At 61.1% G+C, this 18,071-nt stretch carries 12 protein-coding genes; 8 read left to right on the plus strand and 4 right to left on the minus strand.

Going from position 1 to position 18,071, the window contains the following annotated elements:
- Positions 1-111: 111 nt before the first annotated feature.
- Entirely contained in the window at positions 112-537 is a 426-nt protein-coding gene (locus CAF76_RS00465) for a YciI family protein (RefSeq protein WP_064596264.1), read from the minus strand.
- A 311-nt stretch (positions 538-848) separates the two neighbouring features.
- On the opposite strand from CAF76_RS00465, the gene CAF76_RS00470 reads away from it, so the two are divergent.
- From CAF76_RS00470 to CAF76_RS00505, 8 genes are all read left to right on the plus strand, one after another.
- Complete coding sequence (locus CAF76_RS00470) at positions 849-1,361, plus strand: hypothetical protein (protein WP_064596265.1); 513 nt, start codon at positions 849-851, stop codon at positions 1,359-1,361.
- Between the two features lie 149 nt (positions 1,362-1,510).
- Positions 1,511-2,011 carry a thiol peroxidase gene (tpx, locus tag CAF76_RS00475; protein ID WP_011333939.1) on the plus strand — a complete coding sequence of 167 codons (501 nt, stop codon included), beginning with the start codon at positions 1,511-1,513 and terminating at the stop codon, positions 2,009-2,011.
- A gap of 175 nt (positions 2,012-2,186) precedes the next feature.
- The gene (locus tag CAF76_RS00480) at positions 2,187-3,494 is read left to right on the plus strand and encodes an MdtA/MuxA family multidrug efflux RND transporter periplasmic adaptor subunit (protein WP_085611729.1); all 1,308 of its coding nucleotides are present in this window, start codon (positions 2,187-2,189) and stop codon (positions 3,492-3,494) included.
- On the plus strand, positions 3,491-6,595 hold the full coding sequence (locus CAF76_RS00485) for an MdtB/MuxB family multidrug efflux RND transporter permease subunit (RefSeq protein ID WP_064596269.1): 3,105 nt from the start codon (positions 3,491-3,493) through the stop codon (positions 6,593-6,595). The genes CAF76_RS00480 and CAF76_RS00485 overlap by 4 nt, the downstream gene beginning before the upstream one ends.
- Entirely contained in the window at positions 6,592-9,699 is a 3,108-nt protein-coding gene (locus CAF76_RS00490; RefSeq protein ID WP_085646450.1) for an efflux RND transporter permease subunit, read from the plus strand. Before CAF76_RS00485 ends, CAF76_RS00490 begins: the two co-directional genes overlap by 4 nt.
- Complete coding sequence (locus CAF76_RS00495) at positions 9,696-11,165, plus strand: efflux transporter outer membrane subunit (RefSeq protein WP_085646451.1); 1,470 nt, start codon at positions 9,696-9,698, stop codon at positions 11,163-11,165. The genes CAF76_RS00490 and CAF76_RS00495 overlap by 4 nt, the downstream gene beginning before the upstream one ends.
- Positions 11,166-11,487: 322 nt before the next feature.
- On the plus strand, positions 11,488-13,569 hold the full coding sequence (locus CAF76_RS00500) for a bifunctional diguanylate cyclase/phosphodiesterase (protein WP_085646452.1): 2,082 nt from the start codon (positions 11,488-11,490) through the stop codon (positions 13,567-13,569).
- 85 nt (positions 13,570-13,654) lie between these two features.
- Positions 13,655-14,401, plus strand: a complete 747-nt coding sequence (locus tag CAF76_RS00505) for an SDR family oxidoreductase (RefSeq protein ID WP_039772394.1) — start codon at positions 13,655-13,657, stop codon at positions 14,399-14,401.
- 123 nt (positions 14,402-14,524) lie between these two features.
- Here CAF76_RS00505 and mapR read toward each other — a convergent pair whose 3' ends face one another.
- The 3 genes from mapR to CAF76_RS00520 form a co-directional block, all read right to left on the minus strand.
- The gene (gene mapR, locus CAF76_RS00510) at positions 14,525-15,934 is read right to left on the minus strand and encodes a GntR family transcriptional regulator MpaR (RefSeq protein ID WP_039772397.1); all 1,410 of its coding nucleotides are present in this window, start codon (positions 15,932-15,934) and stop codon (positions 14,525-14,527) included.
- A 222-nt stretch (positions 15,935-16,156) separates the two neighbouring features.
- Positions 16,157-17,587 carry a cytochrome c oxidase accessory protein CcoG gene (ccoG, locus tag CAF76_RS00515; protein WP_085646453.1) on the minus strand — a complete coding sequence of 477 codons (1,431 nt, stop codon included), beginning with the start codon at positions 17,585-17,587 and terminating at the stop codon, positions 16,157-16,159.
- A gap of 195 nt (positions 17,588-17,782) precedes the next feature.
- The gene (locus tag CAF76_RS00520) at positions 17,783-18,031 is read right to left on the minus strand and encodes a DUF3203 family protein (protein ID WP_007952135.1); all 249 of its coding nucleotides are present in this window, start codon (positions 18,029-18,031) and stop codon (positions 17,783-17,785) included.
- Positions 18,032-18,071 lie beyond the last annotated feature (40 nt).

The raw sequence follows: 18,071 nt of genomic DNA on the forward strand, positions 1-18,071 counted from the left end.
TGGTGGCATTGTGATGTTGCGCACCCTACCTGTTTCGCGTCGAAAAGTCCTCGTGTCTCGCTCAGTCGTCACCGGCCTTACGGAAAATGCTGACGCGCTCGATTCGGGGCTTCAGTGTTTTTTGGCTTGCTCGCGTATGCGTTCTTCCTGCTCGCGCAGTTCCGGGGTGAACTCGGCGCCGAAATCTTCCGCGCTGAACACTTGGCGAATCTCGATTTCCGATTCAGTGCCCGGCATGGGATTCGGGCAACGCTTGACCCACTCGATAGCTTCCTCTTTGGACTTGACGTCCCAGATCCAGTAACCGGCGATCAGCTCTTTGGTCTCGGCGAACGGGCCGTCGATCACGCTACGTTTTTCGCCACTGAAACGTACGCGGGCGCCTTTGCTGCTGGGGTGTAAACCGTCGGCTGAAACCAGGATGCCGGCCTTGGCCAATTCTTCGTTGTAGTTGCCCATGTCGGTCAGCAACTGTTCGCTGGGCATCACGCCGGCTTCGGAATCGTGGCTGGCTTTGACAATGATCATGAAGCGCATGGTGTTTCTCCGCAGGTTAGTGGGGGATTCATGGCTTAGTCGAACGGGCCGGGCTTGAATCGACAGATAGATCAAAACGTCAGCACTGTCATTCACCGGCTATGCCCCTCAAAAATGGCTTCCTCGGCGCTAGTTTTTAATGGTTATTGAAACGCTACTTAATATGCTTGGATGATATAAAAAACTGTCATTTATAACAGTTGGATAAACGCGTTGCTGGATATAGGTTGAACTTTTAACAGGCGAGTTTCAGTTTGCCGAAAATTTCCTGATGGTACATGTTGAAAACATCTACGCAAATGGAGAAAGTCATGAGCACGGACAGACCGAAAGATGATACTGCGCAAACCAGAAATGTACTGGTTCCTTTATTAAAGGAGGCTATCGCAGCCTCCCGGTACCAGGCTGTCGATATCACATTAACTCCGGCAACGGGAAAGGAAGGTCCCGGCGAACGGGAGCCGCTTCAAACCGGAGAGAGAATGCTTACGGCACAAACCGGCGGCATTCACCCATTTCGCGGAGAAATGTATTTCAAATGGCGATCCTTGGATGCAGGGGTTCGATTTGAAACAATTGAATACAGGATTGATAAGGGAAATAACAGCGGAGGAAACAGTGCCAATGTTGGAGCTATTCTCGCTGGCGGGTCTCTAGCCATTGCGGAAATAGACAACGGTATTCAAGACAGGGAATGGCATACCTTGGCCACCAATCTCGATGTCATCCGGTCCAGCACGATCCTGCTCGCAGCCACTTTCGTATTTGATAAAAGCTGGGCTGATGATCCCGAGGCTAGTGCAATCGATACTATTACCCCCTGACTTGGTGATGGCTTGAGTGGATGGGGAGCCGCCGATACTGATCACAGCATGCCACTGTTGGTTCAGTATCGGCATAGGCTGCAGACGTCATTTCGTGGTTAACTTCGGCCTCGAGATTCTCACCCATAACATTCAGAAGGACTCCGTTCATGGCTCAAGTCACGCTCAAAGGCAACCCGGTTCAAGTCAACGGCCAACTGCCACAAGCCGGTTCCAAGGCGCCAGCCTTTTCCCTGGTAGCCGGCAATCTGTCCGACGTCACCCTGAAAGACTTCGCCGGCAAGCGCAAAGTGCTGAACATCTTCCCAAGCGTCGACACCCCGACCTGCGCCACCTCCGTGCGCAAGTTCAACGCTCAGGCCAACGACATCAGCAACACCGTGGTGCTGTGCATCTCGGCTGACCTGCCGTTCGCCCAGGCTCGCTTCTGCGGCGCCGAAGGCCTGGAAAACGTACAAAACCTGTCGACCCTGCGCGGCACCGAGTTCCTCGAGAACTACGGCGTGGCCATCGCTGACGGTCCGCTGAAAGGCCTGACCGCCCGTGCGGTGGTTGTACTGGACGAAAACGACAACGTCCTGCACAGCGAACTGGTCAAGGAAATTGCCGAAGAGCCTAACTACGAAGCGGCGCTGTCCGTTCTCAAGTAAGCGCTTTTACAATTGTTAACGGCCTGGCTCTGTCCAGGCCGTTTTCATTTGTGTATCAGTGTTTTGCCTCACACCTTGAAACGTAAGTGGAAGGTAAATTGCCGGTAAAGCTGCTTTGCTAAATCCCCACCAGTGCTTATCGTTCAGCCTCCCGTAAAAGAAGCCCACGCGCCCAATGGTTAATCACTCCATGCAATCGTCTTCCCGAAACTCCCGTCGCTGGCTGCTGAGCCTGCTTGTCCTGCTGGTCATTGCCGGTCTGTGCTGGAAATTCTGGCCCGCTGGTTCGGCCCACAAGGAGGGCGGCGAGAAGGCGCAGGCCGGCCATACCGGTCGTTCGGGGATGATGCGTCCGGGCTTCGGCGGGGCGGCCGGGCCGATTCCGGTGCGCGTGGCGCCGGCGGTCACCGGGGACTTCCCGCTGTACTACAAGGCGCTGGGCACGGTGACGGCGCTCAACACCATCAATGTGCGCAGCCGGGTCGGTGGCGAACTGGTGAAGATTTATTTCGAGGAAGGGCAAATGGTCAAGGCCGGCGACCTGCTGGCGGAGATCGACCCGCGTCCGTACCAGAACGCCTTGCTCCAGGCTGAAGGCACCTTGCTGCAGAATCAGGCGCAGTTGAAAAACGCTCAGGTCGATGTCGAGCGCTATCGCGGCCTGTACAAGGAAGACAGCATCGCCAAGCAGACACTGGACACCGCCGAAGCCCTGGTCGGCCAATACCTCGGCACCGTGAAAACCAATCAGGCGGCGGTCAACGACGCCAAGCTCAATCTCGAATTCACCAAGATCCGCGCACCGATTGCCGGTCGCGTCGGCCTGCGTCAGCTCGACGTCGGCAACCTCGTGGCGGCCAACGACACGACCTCCCTGGCTGTGATCACCCAGACCCAACCGATCAGCGTCGCTTTCACCCTGCCGGAAAACAGCCTGGAAACCGTGCTCGCCCGCTACCGCAGCGGCGCCAAACTGCCGGCGGAGGCCTGGGATCGTGGCGACACCAAACTGCAGGCCACCGGTGTGCTGCAAAGCCTCGACAACCAGATCGACGTGACCACCGGTACCCTGAAATTCAAGGCGCGCTACGAGAACCGCGATCAGTCGCTGTTCCCCAACCAGTTCGTCAACGTTCACCTGCTGGCCGACACCTTGAAAGGTGTGGTGCTGGCTCCGTCGGCTGCCATCCAGTTCGGCACCAACGGTACCTTCGTTTACGCGCTGGACGGCGACAAGAAAGTCACCATCCGCCAGTTGAAGATCGGTGCCAGCGACGGCGAAAACACGGTAGTCACCGAAGGTCTGGCCGCCGGCGACCGGGTGGTGCTGGAAGGCACCGACCGTCTGAAGGAAGGCAGCGAAGTGGAAGTGGTCAACGACAGCAAGGATGTGCCGACCACCCCGACCGAACACCTGCAAGGCAAGTCCGCCGCCACCGCGCCTGACGCCACCGTCACCGACAAGGCCAAGAAGGGCGCATGAACATTTCGCGTCTGTTCATCCTCCGCCCGGTCGCCACCACGCTGAGCATGCTGGCCATCGTGCTGGCCGGTCTGATCGCCTACCGCCTGCTGCCGGTTTCGGCCTTGCCGCAGGTCGATTACCCGACCATCCGCGTCATGACCCTGTATCCGGGCGCCAGTCCCGACGTGATGACCAGTGCCGTCACCGCGCCGCTGGAGCGCCAGTTCGGGCAGATGCCGGGCCTCACGCAAATGGCCTCGACCAGTTCCGGCGGCGCGTCGGTGCTGACCCTGCGGTTCAGCCTCGACATCAACATGGACGTCGCCGAACAGCAGGTGCAGGCCGCGATCAACGCCGCGACCAACCTGTTGCCGACCGACTTGCCCGCGCCGCCGGTGTACAACAAGGTCAACCCGGCGGACACCCCGGTGCTGACCCTGGCCATCACCTCGAAAACCATGTTGCTGCCCAAACTCAATGACCTGGTCGATACGCGCATGGCGCAGAAGATCGCCCAGATCAGCGGCGTCGGCATGGTCAGCATTGCCGGCGGTCAGCGTCAGGCGGTTCGGATCAAGGTCAACCCGGAGGCCCTCGCGGCCAACGGCCTGAACCTGTCGGACGTGCGCACGCTGATCAGTGCGTCCAACGTCAACCAGCCCAAGGGCAACTTCGACGGTCCGACCCGGGTGTCGATGCTCGACGCCAACGACCAACTGACCTCGCCCAAGGATTACGCCAATCTGATCCTGGCCTACGCCAACGGCGCGCCGCTTCGGCTCAAGGATGTCGCGCAGATCGTCGACGGCGCCGAAAACGAGCGTCTGGCAGCGTGGGCCAACCAGAATCAGGCTGTTCTGCTGAACATCCAGCGTCAGCCGGGCGCCAACGTGATCGAAGTGGTCGACCGGATCAAGGCGCTGCTGCCAAGCATCACCGACAACCTGCCGGCCGGTCTCGACGTGGTCGTGCTGACCGACCGCACCCAGACCATCCGCGCCTCCGTCACCGACGTGCAGCACGAATTGCTGATCGCCATCGCGCTGGTAGTGATGGTGACGTTCCTGTTCCTGCGGCGTGCCAGTGCCACGATCATTCCGTCGGTGGCTGTGCCGCTGTCGTTGATCGGCACGTTCGGCGTGATGTACCTCGCTGGCTTCTCGGTCAATAACCTGACGCTGATGGCATTGACCATCGCCACCGGTTTTGTGGTCGATGACGCGATCGTGATGCTGGAAAACATCGCGCGTTTCATCGAGGAGGGCGACAGCCCGATGCAGGCTGCGCTCAAGGGCGCGAAGCAGATCGGTTTCACCCTGATTTCCCTGACCCTGTCGCTGATCGCGGTACTGATTCCGCTGCTATTCATGGCCGACGTCGTGGGGCGGTTGTTCCGCGAATTCGCCATCACCCTGGCGGTGGCGATCCTGATTTCCCTGGTGGTCTCGCTGACCCTGACGCCGATGATGTGTGCGCGTCTGCTCAAGCGTGAGCCGGAAGCACATGAGCAGGGCCGTTTCTACCGCGCCAGTGGTGCGTTCATCGACTGGATGATCGCCGCTTACGGGCGCAAGTTGCAGTGGGTGCTCAAGCACCAGCCGCTGACCCTGCTGGTGGCCATCGGCACACTCGCCCTGACCGTGTTCCTTTACATGGTGGTGCCCAAGGGCTTCTTCCCGGTGCAGGACACCGGGGTGATCCAGGGCATTTCCGAAGCACCGCAGTCAATTTCCTTTGCCGCCATGGGCGAGCGTCAGCAGGCGCTGGCCAAGGTGATTCTGGAAGATCCGGCGGTGGAAAGCCTGTCGTCCTACATCGGGGTCGACGGCGACAACGCCACGCTCAACAGCGGCCGGCTGCTGATCAACCTCAAGCCCCATGGCCAGCGTGATCTGACGGCGACTGAAGTGATTGCCCGCCTGCAGCCGCAGCTGGACAAGCTTGTGGGCATCCGTCTGTTCATGCAGCCGGTGCAGGACCTGACCATCGAAGACCGCGTCAGCCGCACCCAGTATCAGTTCAGCATGTCGTCGCCGGATTCCGAATTGCTCAGTCAGTGGAGCGGCCGTCTGGTCGAAGCACTGGCCCAGCGCCCGGAGCTGACCGACGTCGCCAGTGACTTGCAGGACAAAGGCTTGCAGGTGTTCCTGGTGATCGACCGCGACGCCGCTTCACGGCTGGGCGTGTCGGTCTCGAATATCACCGATGCGCTGTATGACGCGTTCGGCCAGCGGCAGATTTCGACCATCTACACCCAGGCCAGCCAGTACCGCGTGGTGCTGCAGGCTCAGGCCGGAGAAAAGATCGGCCCGCAGGCGCTGGATCAGATTCACGTCAAGACCACCGATGGTGGTCAGGTGCGGTTGTCGAGCCTGGCCCATGTCGAGGAGCGGCAGGCGCAACTGGCGATTACCCACATCGGCCAATTCCCGGCGGTGATGATGTCGTTCAACCTCGCACCGGGCGTGGCGCTGGGGCATGCGGTGGACATCATCGAACAGGTGCAGAAGGACATCGGCATGCCGATCGGCGTGCAGACCCAGTTCCAGGGCGCCGCCGAAGCGTTCCAGGCGTCGTTGTCGAGCACCTTGCTGCTGATTCTGGCGGCGGTAGTGACCATGTACATCGTGCTCGGCGTGCTCTACGAGAGCTACATTCACCCGATCACCATTCTGTCGACCTTGCCGTCGGCGGCGGTCGGGGCCTTGCTGGCGTTGCTGCTCAGCGGCAATGATCTGGGGATGATCGCGATCATCGGCATCATTCTGCTGATCGGTATCGTGAAGAAGAACGCGATCATGATGATCGACTTTGCCCTCGACGCCGAACGCACCCAGGGCATGGCGCCGGAGCAGGCGATCTATCAGGCGGCGCTGTTACGCTTTCGGCCGATCCTGATGACGACGCTGGCAGCGCTGTTCGGTGCGGTGCCGCTGATGCTGGCTACCGGTTCCGGCGCTGAGTTGCGTCAACCGCTGGGGCTGGTGATGGTCGGCGGGTTGCTGGTGAGTCAGGTGCTGACGCTGTTCACCACCCCGGTGATCTACCTGTACTTCGATCGTCTCGGCCGGCGCTGGGGCCGTGCTCCTTCGGCCGTGGAACCGGTGGAACAGCCATGAACCTGTCCGGTCCTTTCATCAAGCGCCCGGTGGCGACCATGCTCCTGAGCCTGGCGATCATGCTGCTGGGCGGTGTGAGCTTCGGTCTGCTGCCGGTGTCGCCGCTGCCGCAAATGGACTTCCCGGTGATCGTGGTGCAGGCCAGCCTGCCCGGCGCCAGTCCGGAAGTCATGGCGTCTACCGTGGCCACGCCGCTGGAGCGCTCGTTCGGCGCCATCGCCGGCGTCAACACCATGAGCAGCCGCTCCAGCCAGGGCTCGACCCGGGTGATTCTGCAATTCGACCTCGACCGCGATATCAACGGCGCGGCGCGGGAAGTGCAGGCGGCGATCAACGCCTCGCGCAACCTGCTGCCGAGCGGGATGCGCAGCATGCCGACCTACAAGAAGGTCAACCCGTCGCAGGCACCGATCATGGTGCTGTCGCTGACCTCGGACGTGCTGGAAAAAGGCCAGCTCTATGACCTGGCGTCGACCATCCTGTCCCAGAGCCTGTCCCAGGTGCAGGGCGTCGGTGAAGTACAGATCGGCGGCAGCTCGTTGCCGGCAGTACGCATCGAACTCGAGCCCCAGGCGCTGAACCAGTACGGCGTGGCACTGGACGATGTGCGCAAGACTATCGCCGAAGCCAATGTGCGCCGGCCCAAGGGCTCGGTCGAGGACGACCAGCGTCTGTGGCAGATCCAGGCCAACGACCAGTTGGAGAAAGCCAAGGATTACGAATCGCTGATCATCCACTACAACGGCGGCGCGGCCCTGCGTCTGAAAGACGTGGCCAAGGTCAGCGACGGCGTGGAAGACCGCTACAACAGCGGTTTCTTCAACGACGACGCGGCTGTGCTGCTGGTGATCAACCGCCAGGCCGGCGCCAACATCATCGAGACGGTCAACGAGATCAAGGCGCAGTTGCCGGCGTTGCAGGCGGTGCTGCCGGCCAGCGTCAAACTGAACCTGGCGATGGATCGCTCGCCGGTGATCAAGGCCACGCTGCACGAAGCGGAAATGACCCTGCTGATCGCCGTCGCGCTGGTGATTCTGGTGGTGTTCCTGTTTCTCGGCAATTTCCGTGCGTCCCTGATTCCGACGTTGGCGGTGCCGGTGTCGCTGGTCGGCACCTTTGCGGTGATGTACCTCTACGGATTCTCGCTGAACAACCTGTCGCTGATGGCGCTGATTCTCGCCACCGGGCTGGTGGTGGACGACGCCATCGTGGTGCTGGAGAACATTTCCCGGCACATCGACGAAGGCGTCAAACCGATGAAGGCCGCGTACCTCGGGGCCAAGGAAGTCGGGTTTACCTTGCTGTCGATGAACGTCTCGCTGGTGGCGGTGTTCCTGTCGATCCTGTTCATGGGCGGGATCATCGAAAGCCTGTTCCGCGAGTTTTCCATCACCCTGGCCGCGTCCATTGTGGTGTCGCTGGTGGTTTCCCTGACGCTGACCCCGATGCTCTGCGCCCGCTGGCTCAAACCCCATACGCCGGGCGAGGAAAACCGCCTGCAACGCTGGAGCCGCCGCACCAACGACTGGATGGTCGGCAAATACGCCACCAGCCTCGATTGGGTGTTGCGTCATCGGCGCCTGACCTTGCTGAGCCTGATCATCACCGTCGGGGTGAACGTTGCCCTGTACGTGGTCGTGCCGAAAACCTTCATGCCGCAGCAGGACACCGGCCAGTTGATCGGTTTCGTGCGCGGTGACGACGGCCTGTCGTTCAGCGTGATGCAGCCGAAAATGGAAGTCTTCCGCCGCGCCGTGCTCAAGGACGAAGCGGTGGAGAGTGTGGCCGGGTTCATTGGTGGCACCAACGGCACCAACAACGCCTTCATGCTGGTGCGCCTGAAACCGATCAAGGAGCGCAATATCTCGGCGCAGAAGGTCATTGAGCGCCTGCGCAAGGAAATGCCCAAGGTAGCCGGTGCGCAGTTGATGCTGATGGCCGACCAGGACCTGCAATTTGGCGGCGGCCGCGAGCAGACCACTTCGCAGTACAGTTACATTCTGCAAAGCGGTGATCTGGGTGAGTTGCGCGAGTGGTACCCGAAAGTGGTCACCGCGCTGCGGGCCTTGCCCGAGCTGACCGCCATCGACGCCCGCGAAGGCGCGGGTGCGCAGCAGGTGACATTGATCGTCGATCGCGATCAGGCCAAACGCCTGGGCGTGGACATGGAAATAGTCACTGCGGTGCTTAACAACGCCTACAGCCAGCGGCAGATTTCCACGATCTACGACAGCCTCAACCAGTATCAGGTGGTGATGGAGGTCAATCCGAAATACGCCCAGGACCCGGTGACGCTAAAGCAGGTCCAGGTGATCACCGCCGACGGTGCACGAATTCCGCTGTCGACCTTCGCTCACTATGAAAACAGCCTGGAAGACGACCGGGTCAGCCACGAAGGCCAGTTTGCTTCCGAGAGCATTTCCTTCGACATGGCCGAAGGCGTGACGGTGGAGCAGGGCAGCGCCGCCATCGAACGGGCGATTGCCAAACTTGGCCTGCCGGAAGACGTGATCGTGAAAATGGCCGGCACCGCCGATGCCTTCGCCGCCACCCAGAAGAGCCAGCCGTTCATGATCCTCGGTGCGCTGCTGGCGGTGTATCTGGTGCTGGGCGTGCTGTATGAAAGCTACATTCATCCGCTGACGATTCTGTCGACGCTGCCTTCGGCCGGGGTCGGTGCCTTGCTGTCGATCTATGTGCTGGGCGGCGAGTTCAGCCTGATCTCGCTGCTCGGGCTGTTCCTGCTGATCGGCGTGGTGAAGAAGAACGCGATCCTGATGATCGACCTGGCGCTGCAACTGGAACGTCATCAAGGCATGGCGCCGCTGGAGTCGATCCGCAGCGCCTGTCTGCAACGTTTGCGGCCGATCCTGATGACCACGCTGGCGGCGATCCTCGGCGCCTTGCCGTTGCTGCTGAGCCGGGCCGAAGGCGCGGAAATGCGCCAGCCGCTGGGCCTGACCATCATCGGCGGGCTGATTTTCAGTCAGGTGCTGACCCTTTACACCACGCCTGTGGTTTACCTCTATCTCGACAAGTTGCGCCATCGTTTCAACAAATGGCGTGGCGTGCGCACTGATGCCGCTCTGGAAACTCCGCTATGACTGACCGTTCGCTTATCAATCTGGCTACCGTTCGCGGCTCGCGTCTGCTGAGCCTGTCGCTGTGCGTGGCGATGCTCAGTGCCTGCGCCGTCGGCCCGGACTACCAGCGCCCGCAGACCGCCGAAATCGCCCAGTACAAGGAAGCCGAAGGCTGGCGTCAGGCCAACCCGAGCGACTCCCTGGCACGCGGCGCCTGGTGGGAGCTGTATGGCGACCGTCAGCTCAACGAACTGATCGAGAAACTCAACAGCTCGAACCAGACCGTCGCCCAGTCCGAAGCCCAGTACCGTCAGGCCCAGGCCTTGGTACGCAGTGCGCGCGGCGCGTTTTATCCGAGTATTGATCTGAGTGCCGGCAAGACCCGTTCCAGTCAGGGTACCGGTAGCAGCAGTTCGAGCCTGAGCAGTTCCTCCAGCGGTATTCGTGACACTTACAGTGCGCAACTGGGCGTGAGTTGGGAAGCCGATGTCTGGGGCAAGCTGCGTCGTGGCCTGGAAGCCGACGAAGCCAGTGCCCAGGCGAGCTTCGCCGATCTGGCCGCGATGCGTTTGAGCCAACAGTCGGAACTGGTGCAGAACTACCTGCAATTGCGGGTGATCGATCAGCAGAAACGCCTGCTCGAATCGACCGTGGCGGCTTACGAGCGCTCGCTGAAAATGACCATGAACCAGTACAACGCCGGGGTTTCCGGGCGGGACGCGGTGGCGCAGGCGCAGACCCAGCTGAAAACCACTCAGGGTGATCTGGTGGACCTGATCTGGCAACGGGCGCAGTTCGAAAACGCCATCGCGGTACTGACCGGCCAGCCGCCGGCCGAATTCAATATTGCCGAGACCCAGGACATTCCCAAGCTGCCGCAGATTCCGCTGAGCCTGCCGTCGCAGTTGCTTGAGCGCCGTCCGGACATCGCCTCGGCGGAGCGCTCGGTGATTGCCGCCAACGCCAACATCGGCGTGGCCAAGGCTGCGTACTACCCGGATTTCAGCCTGAGCATGAGCGGTGGCTACAGCAGCAGTACCTCGCAGAACTTGATCAGCCTGCCGAACCGCTTCTGGTCGGTAGGGCCGAAAATGACCCTGCCGCTATTCGACGGCGGCATCCGTTCGGCCGAAGTCGACCGCACCGAAGCGGTGTACGACCAGACCGTGGCCAAATACCGCCAGACCGTGCTTGATGGCTTCCGCGAGGTGGAAAACTATCTGGTGCAGTTGAAGGTGTACGAAGACGAAGCGGTCGTGCGCCAGGAAGCCCTCGATGCGGCACGGGATTCGTTGCGTCTGACCGAAAACCAGTACAAGGCCGGAGTGATTGCTTATCTCGATGTGGTGACGGTGCAGGCCACGGCGTTGAGCAACGAGCGCAGTGTGTTGAACGTGTTGCAGAGCCGTTTGATCGCCAGCGTGCAGTTGATTGCGGCGCTGGGCGGTGGTTGGGATGGGCAGTTGGAAACCACTGATAACCGCTAGCCTGTTGATCGTTCCCACGTCGAGGCGTCGAACGCGTCCGCGTGGGAATCCCTCAACGGACGCTCCGCGTTCGGCTTTGGAAGGGACGCGGAGCGTCCCGGCTGCATTCCCACGCAGAGCGTGGGAACGATCTGCGGGCGAGGGCGGACGCTCTGTCAAAGCAGCACTCCAGAGCCTTGTCCGACGATCAAACAAGCGTTTCATCGGGTTGATGGCCATTTGATTACTTTGTCAGTGCGTTCTTCTGCGCAATCAGTACAATCGGCGCATTTGGCCCCGCGGAGAACGGACGCAGTACGGCGGGGTGGTCACGAGAATTCCCATGCTCATCGGTAGCTACTCCTTCACGCTGGTTTTCATTTCGCTGTGTGTGGCGATCCTCGCTTCCTACACCGCGCTCGATCTCACCGGGCGCATTGCTACTGCCAAGGGCCGCGCCGTGCATTTGTGGACGGCCGGCGGGGCGTTTGCCATGGGCGTCGGCGTCTGGTCGATGCACTTCATTGGCATGCTGGCATTCAAGCTGCCGATCAGCCTCGGTTACGACATTTCAATCACCGCGCTCTCATTGCTGATCGCCGTGCTGTCCTGCGGTTTTGCCCTGTGGCTGGTCAGCCAGCCGAAACTGCCGGCCTGGCAACTGGCCTTTGGCGCGCTGATCATGGGCGCCGGCATCAGCGCGATGCATTACACCGGCATGGCCGCGATGCGTATGCAACCGGGCATCGACTACGATCCGACACTGTTCGGCGCTTCGCTGCTGATTGCCGTAGGGGCGTCGGCGGCTGCGCTGTGGATTGCCTTTCGCCTGCGTCAGCACTCGCCTTACGTGCGGCTGTTCCGAGCCGGGGCGGCGATTGTCATGGGCGTGGCGATTGTCGGCATGCACTACACCGGTATGGCGGCGGCGCGGTTTCCCGACGGCAGTTTCTGCGGCGCGGCACTCAGCGGCCTGAACGGCAACGGTCTCGACAATCTGGTACTGATCACCACGCTGGCGGTGCTGGCCATCGCGCTGCTGACCTCGATTCTCGACGCGCGCCTCGAAGCCCGCACCGCTGATCTGGCCCATTCGTTGACCGTGGCCAACCGCGAACTCACCCAGCTGGCGTTGCACGACACTCTGACCGGCCTGCCCAACCGCATGCTGCTGGATGACCGGATCAATCAAGCGATGAAAAAGGTCAACGAGCAGGGCGGCTGTTTTGCTTTGATGTTCATCGATCTGGACGGCTTCAAACCGGTCAACGACGCTTTTGGTCACCACATGGGCGACCAGTTGCTGCGCGAAGTGGCGGTGCGCCTGCGCGAAGACTTGCGCAGCCTCGACACACTGGCGCGGATCGGCGGCGATGAGTTTGTCCTGCTGGTGCGCCTGACCGAACCCAACGATGCGCTGGGTCTGGCGGCGCGTCAGGTCGGGTTGATCGCCCGGTCGTTCCGGGTCGCCGAGCATGAGTTGCAGATTTCCGCCAGCGTCGGCATTGCCCTGTACCCCGGCAACGGGGAGAGCGCCCAGGAACTGCTGATGAACGCTGACGCCGCGATGTACCACGCCAAGGGCGGCGGCAAGAACGGTTACAGCTTCTTCGACGTTTCGATGAACAGCAACGCGCGCAAGCAACTGCAATTGCTGCAGGACTTGCGGGCGGCGCTGGAGCATGGCGAGTTCAGCCTGCATTACCAACCCAAATTCCATGCGGCCGACGGTCGTCCGGTCGGTGCCGAAGCCTTGTTGCGCTGGGAGCACCCGACCCAGGGCATGCTGATGCCGGACAAGTTCATCGATCTGGCGGAGAAGACCGGGCTGATCATTCCGATTGGCGAGTGGGTGCTCAATGAAGCCTGCCGGCAGATGCGCGAGTGGTACGTACTGGGCTACACCGACTGGCGAATTGCGGTGAACCTGTCGGCGTTGCAGTTCTGCCATGCAGGGCTGGTAAGCAGCGTGGCCAAGGCCTTGGCCACCCACCATTTACCGGCCAACAGCCTGACCCTGGAAATCACTGAAACCACCGCCATGAGTGACGCCGATGCGAGCATGACGGTGTTGCAGGAACTGTCCGACATGGGCGTCGATCTGTCCATCGACGACTTCGGCACCGGTTATTCGAGCCTGATGTACCTCAAGCGTCTGCCGGCCAACGAGTTGAAGATCGATCGCGGTTTCGTCCGCGATCTGGAACACGACAGCGATGACGCGGCCATCGTCTCGGCGATCGTCGCCCTCGGTCAGGCGCTGGGGCTGCGCATCGTGGCTGAAGGCGTGGAAACCGATTCGCAGCAGGACTTCCTGACGCAACTGGGCTGCGATTCACTGCAAGGTTATCTGCTCGGTCACCCGATGCCGGCGGATCGCTTCCTGCAGGACATCGTGCGCGGCAAACAATTGGCGGTGAGCTGAGCCGCTAATCGCAGGTCATGCAAAACCCTGCAATGACGGTTATTCTTGCCCCGACTGTTACGTGTGCATCGGGGGAAAGGCCAGCATGGATAAAGTCATTGTGATCACCGGCGGTGGTCGTGGAATCGGCGCCGCCACCGCGCTGTTGGCTGCCGAGCAAGGCTATCGGATCTGCATCAATTACCAGACCGACGAACAGGCCGCTCACCACGTGCTGGACCAGGTGCGTGAGCGCGGCGCCACGGCCATCGCCGTGCGTGCCGACGTCAGTATCGAAGACGAAGTGATTGCGCTGTTTCACCGGGTTGACACCGAACTGGGCCGCGTCACCGCCCTGGTCAACAACGCCGGCACCGTGGGGCAAAAATCCCGGGTCGACGAAATGTCCGAATTCCGCATTCTCAAGATCATGAAAACCAATGTGCTGGCGCCGATCCTCTGCGCCAAGCACGCGATCCTGCGCATGTCGCCCAAACACGGCGGGCAGGGTGGCAGCATCGTCAATGTTTCTTCGGTCGCCGCGCGGCTGGGCTCGCCGAATGAGTATGTCGATTACGCGGCGTCCAAAGGCGCGCTCGACACGTTCACCATCGGGCTGTCCAAGGAAGTGGCAGGCGAGGGGATTCGGGTCAACGCGGTGCGTCCGGGTTACATCTATACCGACTTCCACGCCTTGAGCGGCGACCCGGATCGGGTCAGCAAGCTGGAGTCGGCCATTCCGATGGCCCGGGGCGGGCGGCCGGATGAAGTGGCGGAGGCGATTGTCTGGTTGCTATCGGACAAGGCTTCGTATGCCACCGGCACTTTCGTCGATCTCGGCGGCGGGCGCTAAGCCCGATCTTTCTATTGCAGCGACCGACCTAATCGCCAGCAGGCTGGCTCCCACATTTGGAATACATTTCCCTGTGGGAGCCAGCCTGCTGGCGATTGCAATCGATCAGGCAATATCTATTCCTCAAAACGACCGCACAATCCGCCCCAGCGTCTCCATCGCCTTCTCCGCATCCTCGGTCCACGGGCTGCCGTAGTTCAATCGAATGCAATTCCTGAAGCGCTGGGTCGGCGAAAAGATCGGCCCCGGCGCAATGCTGATCCCCTGCGCCAACGCCATCTGAAACAACTTCAACGAATCCATCTGCGGTGGCAGTTCCAGCCACAGGAAGTAACCGCCGGCCGGTTGGCTGACGCGCGTCTGCGCCGGGAAGTAGCGGGCGATGGCCGCGAGCATGGCGCTTTGCTGTTCTTCCAGGGCATAGCGCAGTTTGCGCAGGTGACGGTCGTAGCCGCCGTGTTGCAGGTAGTCGGCGATGGCTGCTTGTGCGGGCATCGAGGCGCACAGCGAGGTCATCAGTTTCAGTCGTTCGATTTTCTGTGCGTAGCGGCCGGCGGCGACCCAGCCGATGCGGTAGCCGGGGGCCAGGCTCTTGGCGAACGAGCCGCAGTGCATCACCAGCCCTTCGGTGTCGAAGGCCTTGGCGGGTTTCGGCGCCTGCTGGCCGTAATAGAGTTCGGCGTAGACGTCGTCTTCGATCAGCGGCACCTGATGCTGTTTCAGCAGTTCCACCAGTTCCTGTTTCTTGGCCTCGGGCATGGTCGCGCCCATCGGGTTCTGGAAACTGGTCATGCACCAGCAGGCCTTGATCGGGTGTCGTTCCAGTGTCTGGGCGAGCACGCCGAGGTCGATGCCGTCGCGCGGGTGCACGGGGATTTCCACGGCTTTGAGCTTCAGGCGTTCCAGCACTTGCAGGCTGGCGTAAAACGCCGGGGCTTCGATGGCCACCAGATCACCGGGTTCGGTCACGGCTTGCAGGCACAGGTTCAGCGCTTCGAGGGCGCCGTTGGTGATCAGCAATTCTTCCATCGGCAGCATCAGGCCGCCGACCATGTAGCGCAGGGCGATCTGCCGACGCAGTTGCGGGTTGCCCGGCGACATGTCGGTGACCACCATGCGCGGATCCATCTCCCGAGCGGCGCTGGCCAGCGAGCGGGACAGGCGTTGCAGCGGGAACAGGGTCGGGCTGGGGAACGCCGAGCCGAATGGCACGGTGCTCGGGTCTTTGATTGATTCGAGCACCGAGAACACCAGTTCGCTGACGTCGACCTTGGTGGACTCGTTGACCTGGCTGCTGATCACCGGCTCCGAGAACGGGCTCGGGGCGTGGGTATTGACGAAGTAGCCGGAGCGCGGGCGGGCGCGGATCAGGCCGCGACGTTCCAGCAGGTAATAGGCCTGGAACACCGTGGACGGGCTGACGCCGTAGGTCTGGCTCGCGTAGCGCACCGACGGCACCCGCTGACCGGGGCCGAGGACGCCGGAGCGGATCAGTTCAGCGATGTCGTCGGCGAATTTTTCGTAGCGTTTCATCGGGGGCCTTGGTGCTGGTTGAATGTGTAGAGTGTCAGGGAAAAGCCCCCTCACCCTAGCCCTCTCCCGGAGGGAGAGGGGACTGAACGAGTTGTTTGTTCGAGTTACGCCGACTTGAAAGTCCGGAGTCGAACTCGGGTTTGCAAGCAACTGAGATCTGCTCCCTTTCCCCCTCGCCCCCTCGGGGGAGAGGGCTGGGGTGAGGGGGGAGATTCTAACGGCTCACCGATTCATCGGCGCAACAAACCGGCTCTTCGCCACGCTATAAATCCCCGGCTCATCACTGTCGGCAATCTTGAAGCTCAAGGTCTGCGAGCTGCTGGCCGGGCGTTCGGAGGTCATCGCCACCGACACCGGCACATCGACGATCTCGCCTGGCGCCAGGCTCAGTTCGGTCTTGCCTTGCAGCTCGAAGCCTTCACCGTCCACCAGCGTCAGGTTGTAGTCCTGCCGCTGCTGGGTTTTGTTGATGACCTTGAGGGTGTAGATGTTTTCGATCTGGCCCAGACCGTTTTCACGAAACAGGCCACGGTCCTTGGTCACGTCCAGCGACACCATCGGTCGTTCCACCAACGCCAGGGCGAGGGCACCGATCATCACCACCAGCACCGCGACGTAGCCGATCAGCCTTGGACGCAGCAGATGGGTCTTGCCACCCTGCAACTCACGCTCGGAGGTATAGCGAATCAGGCCGCGAGCGTAATTCATCTTGTCCATGATCGAATCGCAGGCGTCGATGCATGCCGCGCAGCCGATGCATTCCATTTGCAGGCCGTCGCGGATGTCGATACCGGTCGGGCAGACCTGCACGCACAACTGGCAGTCGATGCAATCACCGAGGCCGGCCTCGGCCGGTTTGATCTCGCGTTTGCGCGGGCCCCGGTTTTCGCCACGGGCGGCGTCGTAGGAAATCGTCAGGGTGTCCTTGTCGAACATCACGCTCTGGAACCGCGCATACGGGCACATGTGCATGCACACCGCTTCACGCAGCCAGCCGGCATTGATGTAGGTGGCGGCGGTGAAGAACAGCACCCAGAACAGACTGACGCCGCCGATCTGCAAGGTCAGCAGTTCTTCGGCCAGTGGCCGGATCGGGGTGAAGTAGCCGACGAAGGTCAGGCCGGTCAGCACGCTGATTGCCAGCCACAGCGTGTGCTTGGCCGCACGCCGCGCCAGTTTGTTCAGGCTCCACGGCGCCGCCTGCAATTTGATCCGCTGGTTGCGCTCGCCTTCGGTGATCTTCTCGCACCACATGAAAATCCACGTCCACGAACTCTGCGGGCAGGTGTAGCCACACCAGACCCGGCCGGCGAACACGGTAATCGCGAACAGGCCGAACGCGGCGATGATCAGCAGCGCCGAGAGCAGAATGAAATCCTGCGGCCAGAAGGTCGCGCCAAAGATGTGGAACTTGCTTTCGGAAAGGTCCCAGAGCACCGCCTGACGTCCGCCCCAGTTCAGCCATACCGTGCCGAAGAACAGCAGAAACAGAAACCCCGCGCCGCTCATGCGCAAGGTGCGGAACAGGCCGGTGAAGCTGCGGGTGAAGATCTGGTTGTCGCTGGTGGCGTGTTTCGCCTTCATTGGGCGCGCCGGTACTTTTTTTATCCGGGGAGATGCTTCTACGGTTCGGACGGGGATTCGTTCGCTCATGGTCGTTCGCTCATCAGCCTCCATCAGGCCAGGGAACTATGAGCGCCGATCTGTTTGCATAACAGACTCAGGTATTTCAATAAAAAGCGTATCAGATGGGCTGTTCTGCCACGCCTGCGACAACTTGAAGCAGCCCGCAGGCCAAAGCGCAGAGGCCTATCCCAGAGCTCTGCGCCGGTTGTTGATCGAGGTCAGTCAAATCACCGAATCACTGTCGTCGGCCTTCAGGTGTTTGCGCCCATCCCGGGCGCCTGCGACGGTCAATGCGTCCGCTTCGGCTTCGGTGACGTAGATGCGCCGTCCTTCCACCTCGACGAACGACATGGCTTTTTCGCTATCTGTCCTGACTTCCAGCGTGTCGCAGATCCGGATTTCCTCACCATTCTCAACGGTGAAAAAACAGACTTTCGATTCCGGATTGCTTTCATCGATACGAAGGGGCATGGGGTTGTCCTTTTTTTTCACGGGAGTCTGAGACGTTAGG

Origin of the sequence: Pseudomonas sp. B40(2017), assembly GCF_002112855.1 — a bacterium.
GTDB lineage: Bacteria > Pseudomonadota > Gammaproteobacteria > Pseudomonadales > Pseudomonadaceae > Aquipseudomonas > Aquipseudomonas pharyngis.

Bases quoted from the DNA above. Each gene is read 5' to 3' on its own strand.
- CAF76_RS00465 (WP_064596264.1), bottom strand. From the start codon at position 537: ATGCGCTTCATGATCATTGTCAAAGCCAGCCACGATTCCGAAGCCGGC.
- CAF76_RS00470 (WP_064596265.1), top strand. From the start codon at position 849: ATGAGCACGGACAGACCGAAAGATGATACTGCGCAAACCAGAAATGTA.
- tpx (WP_011333939.1), top strand. From the start codon at position 1,511: ATGGCTCAAGTCACGCTCAAAGGCAACCCGGTTCAAGTCAACGGCCAA.
- CAF76_RS00480 (WP_085611729.1), top strand. From the start codon at position 2,187: ATGGTTAATCACTCCATGCAATCGTCTTCCCGAAACTCCCGTCGCTGG.
- CAF76_RS00485 (WP_064596269.1), top strand. From the start codon at position 3,491: ATGAACATTTCGCGTCTGTTCATCCTCCGCCCGGTCGCCACCACGCTG.
- CAF76_RS00490 (WP_085646450.1), top strand. From the start codon at position 6,592: ATGAACCTGTCCGGTCCTTTCATCAAGCGCCCGGTGGCGACCATGCTC.
- CAF76_RS00495 (WP_085646451.1), top strand. From the start codon at position 9,696: ATGACTGACCGTTCGCTTATCAATCTGGCTACCGTTCGCGGCTCGCGT.
- CAF76_RS00500 (WP_085646452.1), top strand. From the start codon at position 11,488: ATGCTCATCGGTAGCTACTCCTTCACGCTGGTTTTCATTTCGCTGTGT.
- CAF76_RS00505 (WP_039772394.1), top strand. From the start codon at position 13,655: ATGGATAAAGTCATTGTGATCACCGGCGGTGGTCGTGGAATCGGCGCC.
- mapR (WP_039772397.1), bottom strand. From the start codon at position 15,934: ATGAAACGCTACGAAAAATTCGCCGACGACATCGCTGAACTGATCCGC.
- ccoG (WP_085646453.1), bottom strand. From the start codon at position 17,587: ATGAGCGAACGAATCCCCGTCCGAACCGTAGAAGCATCTCCCCGGATA.
- CAF76_RS00520 (WP_007952135.1), bottom strand. From the start codon at position 18,031: ATGCCCCTTCGTATCGATGAAAGCAATCCGGAATCGAAAGTCTGTTTT.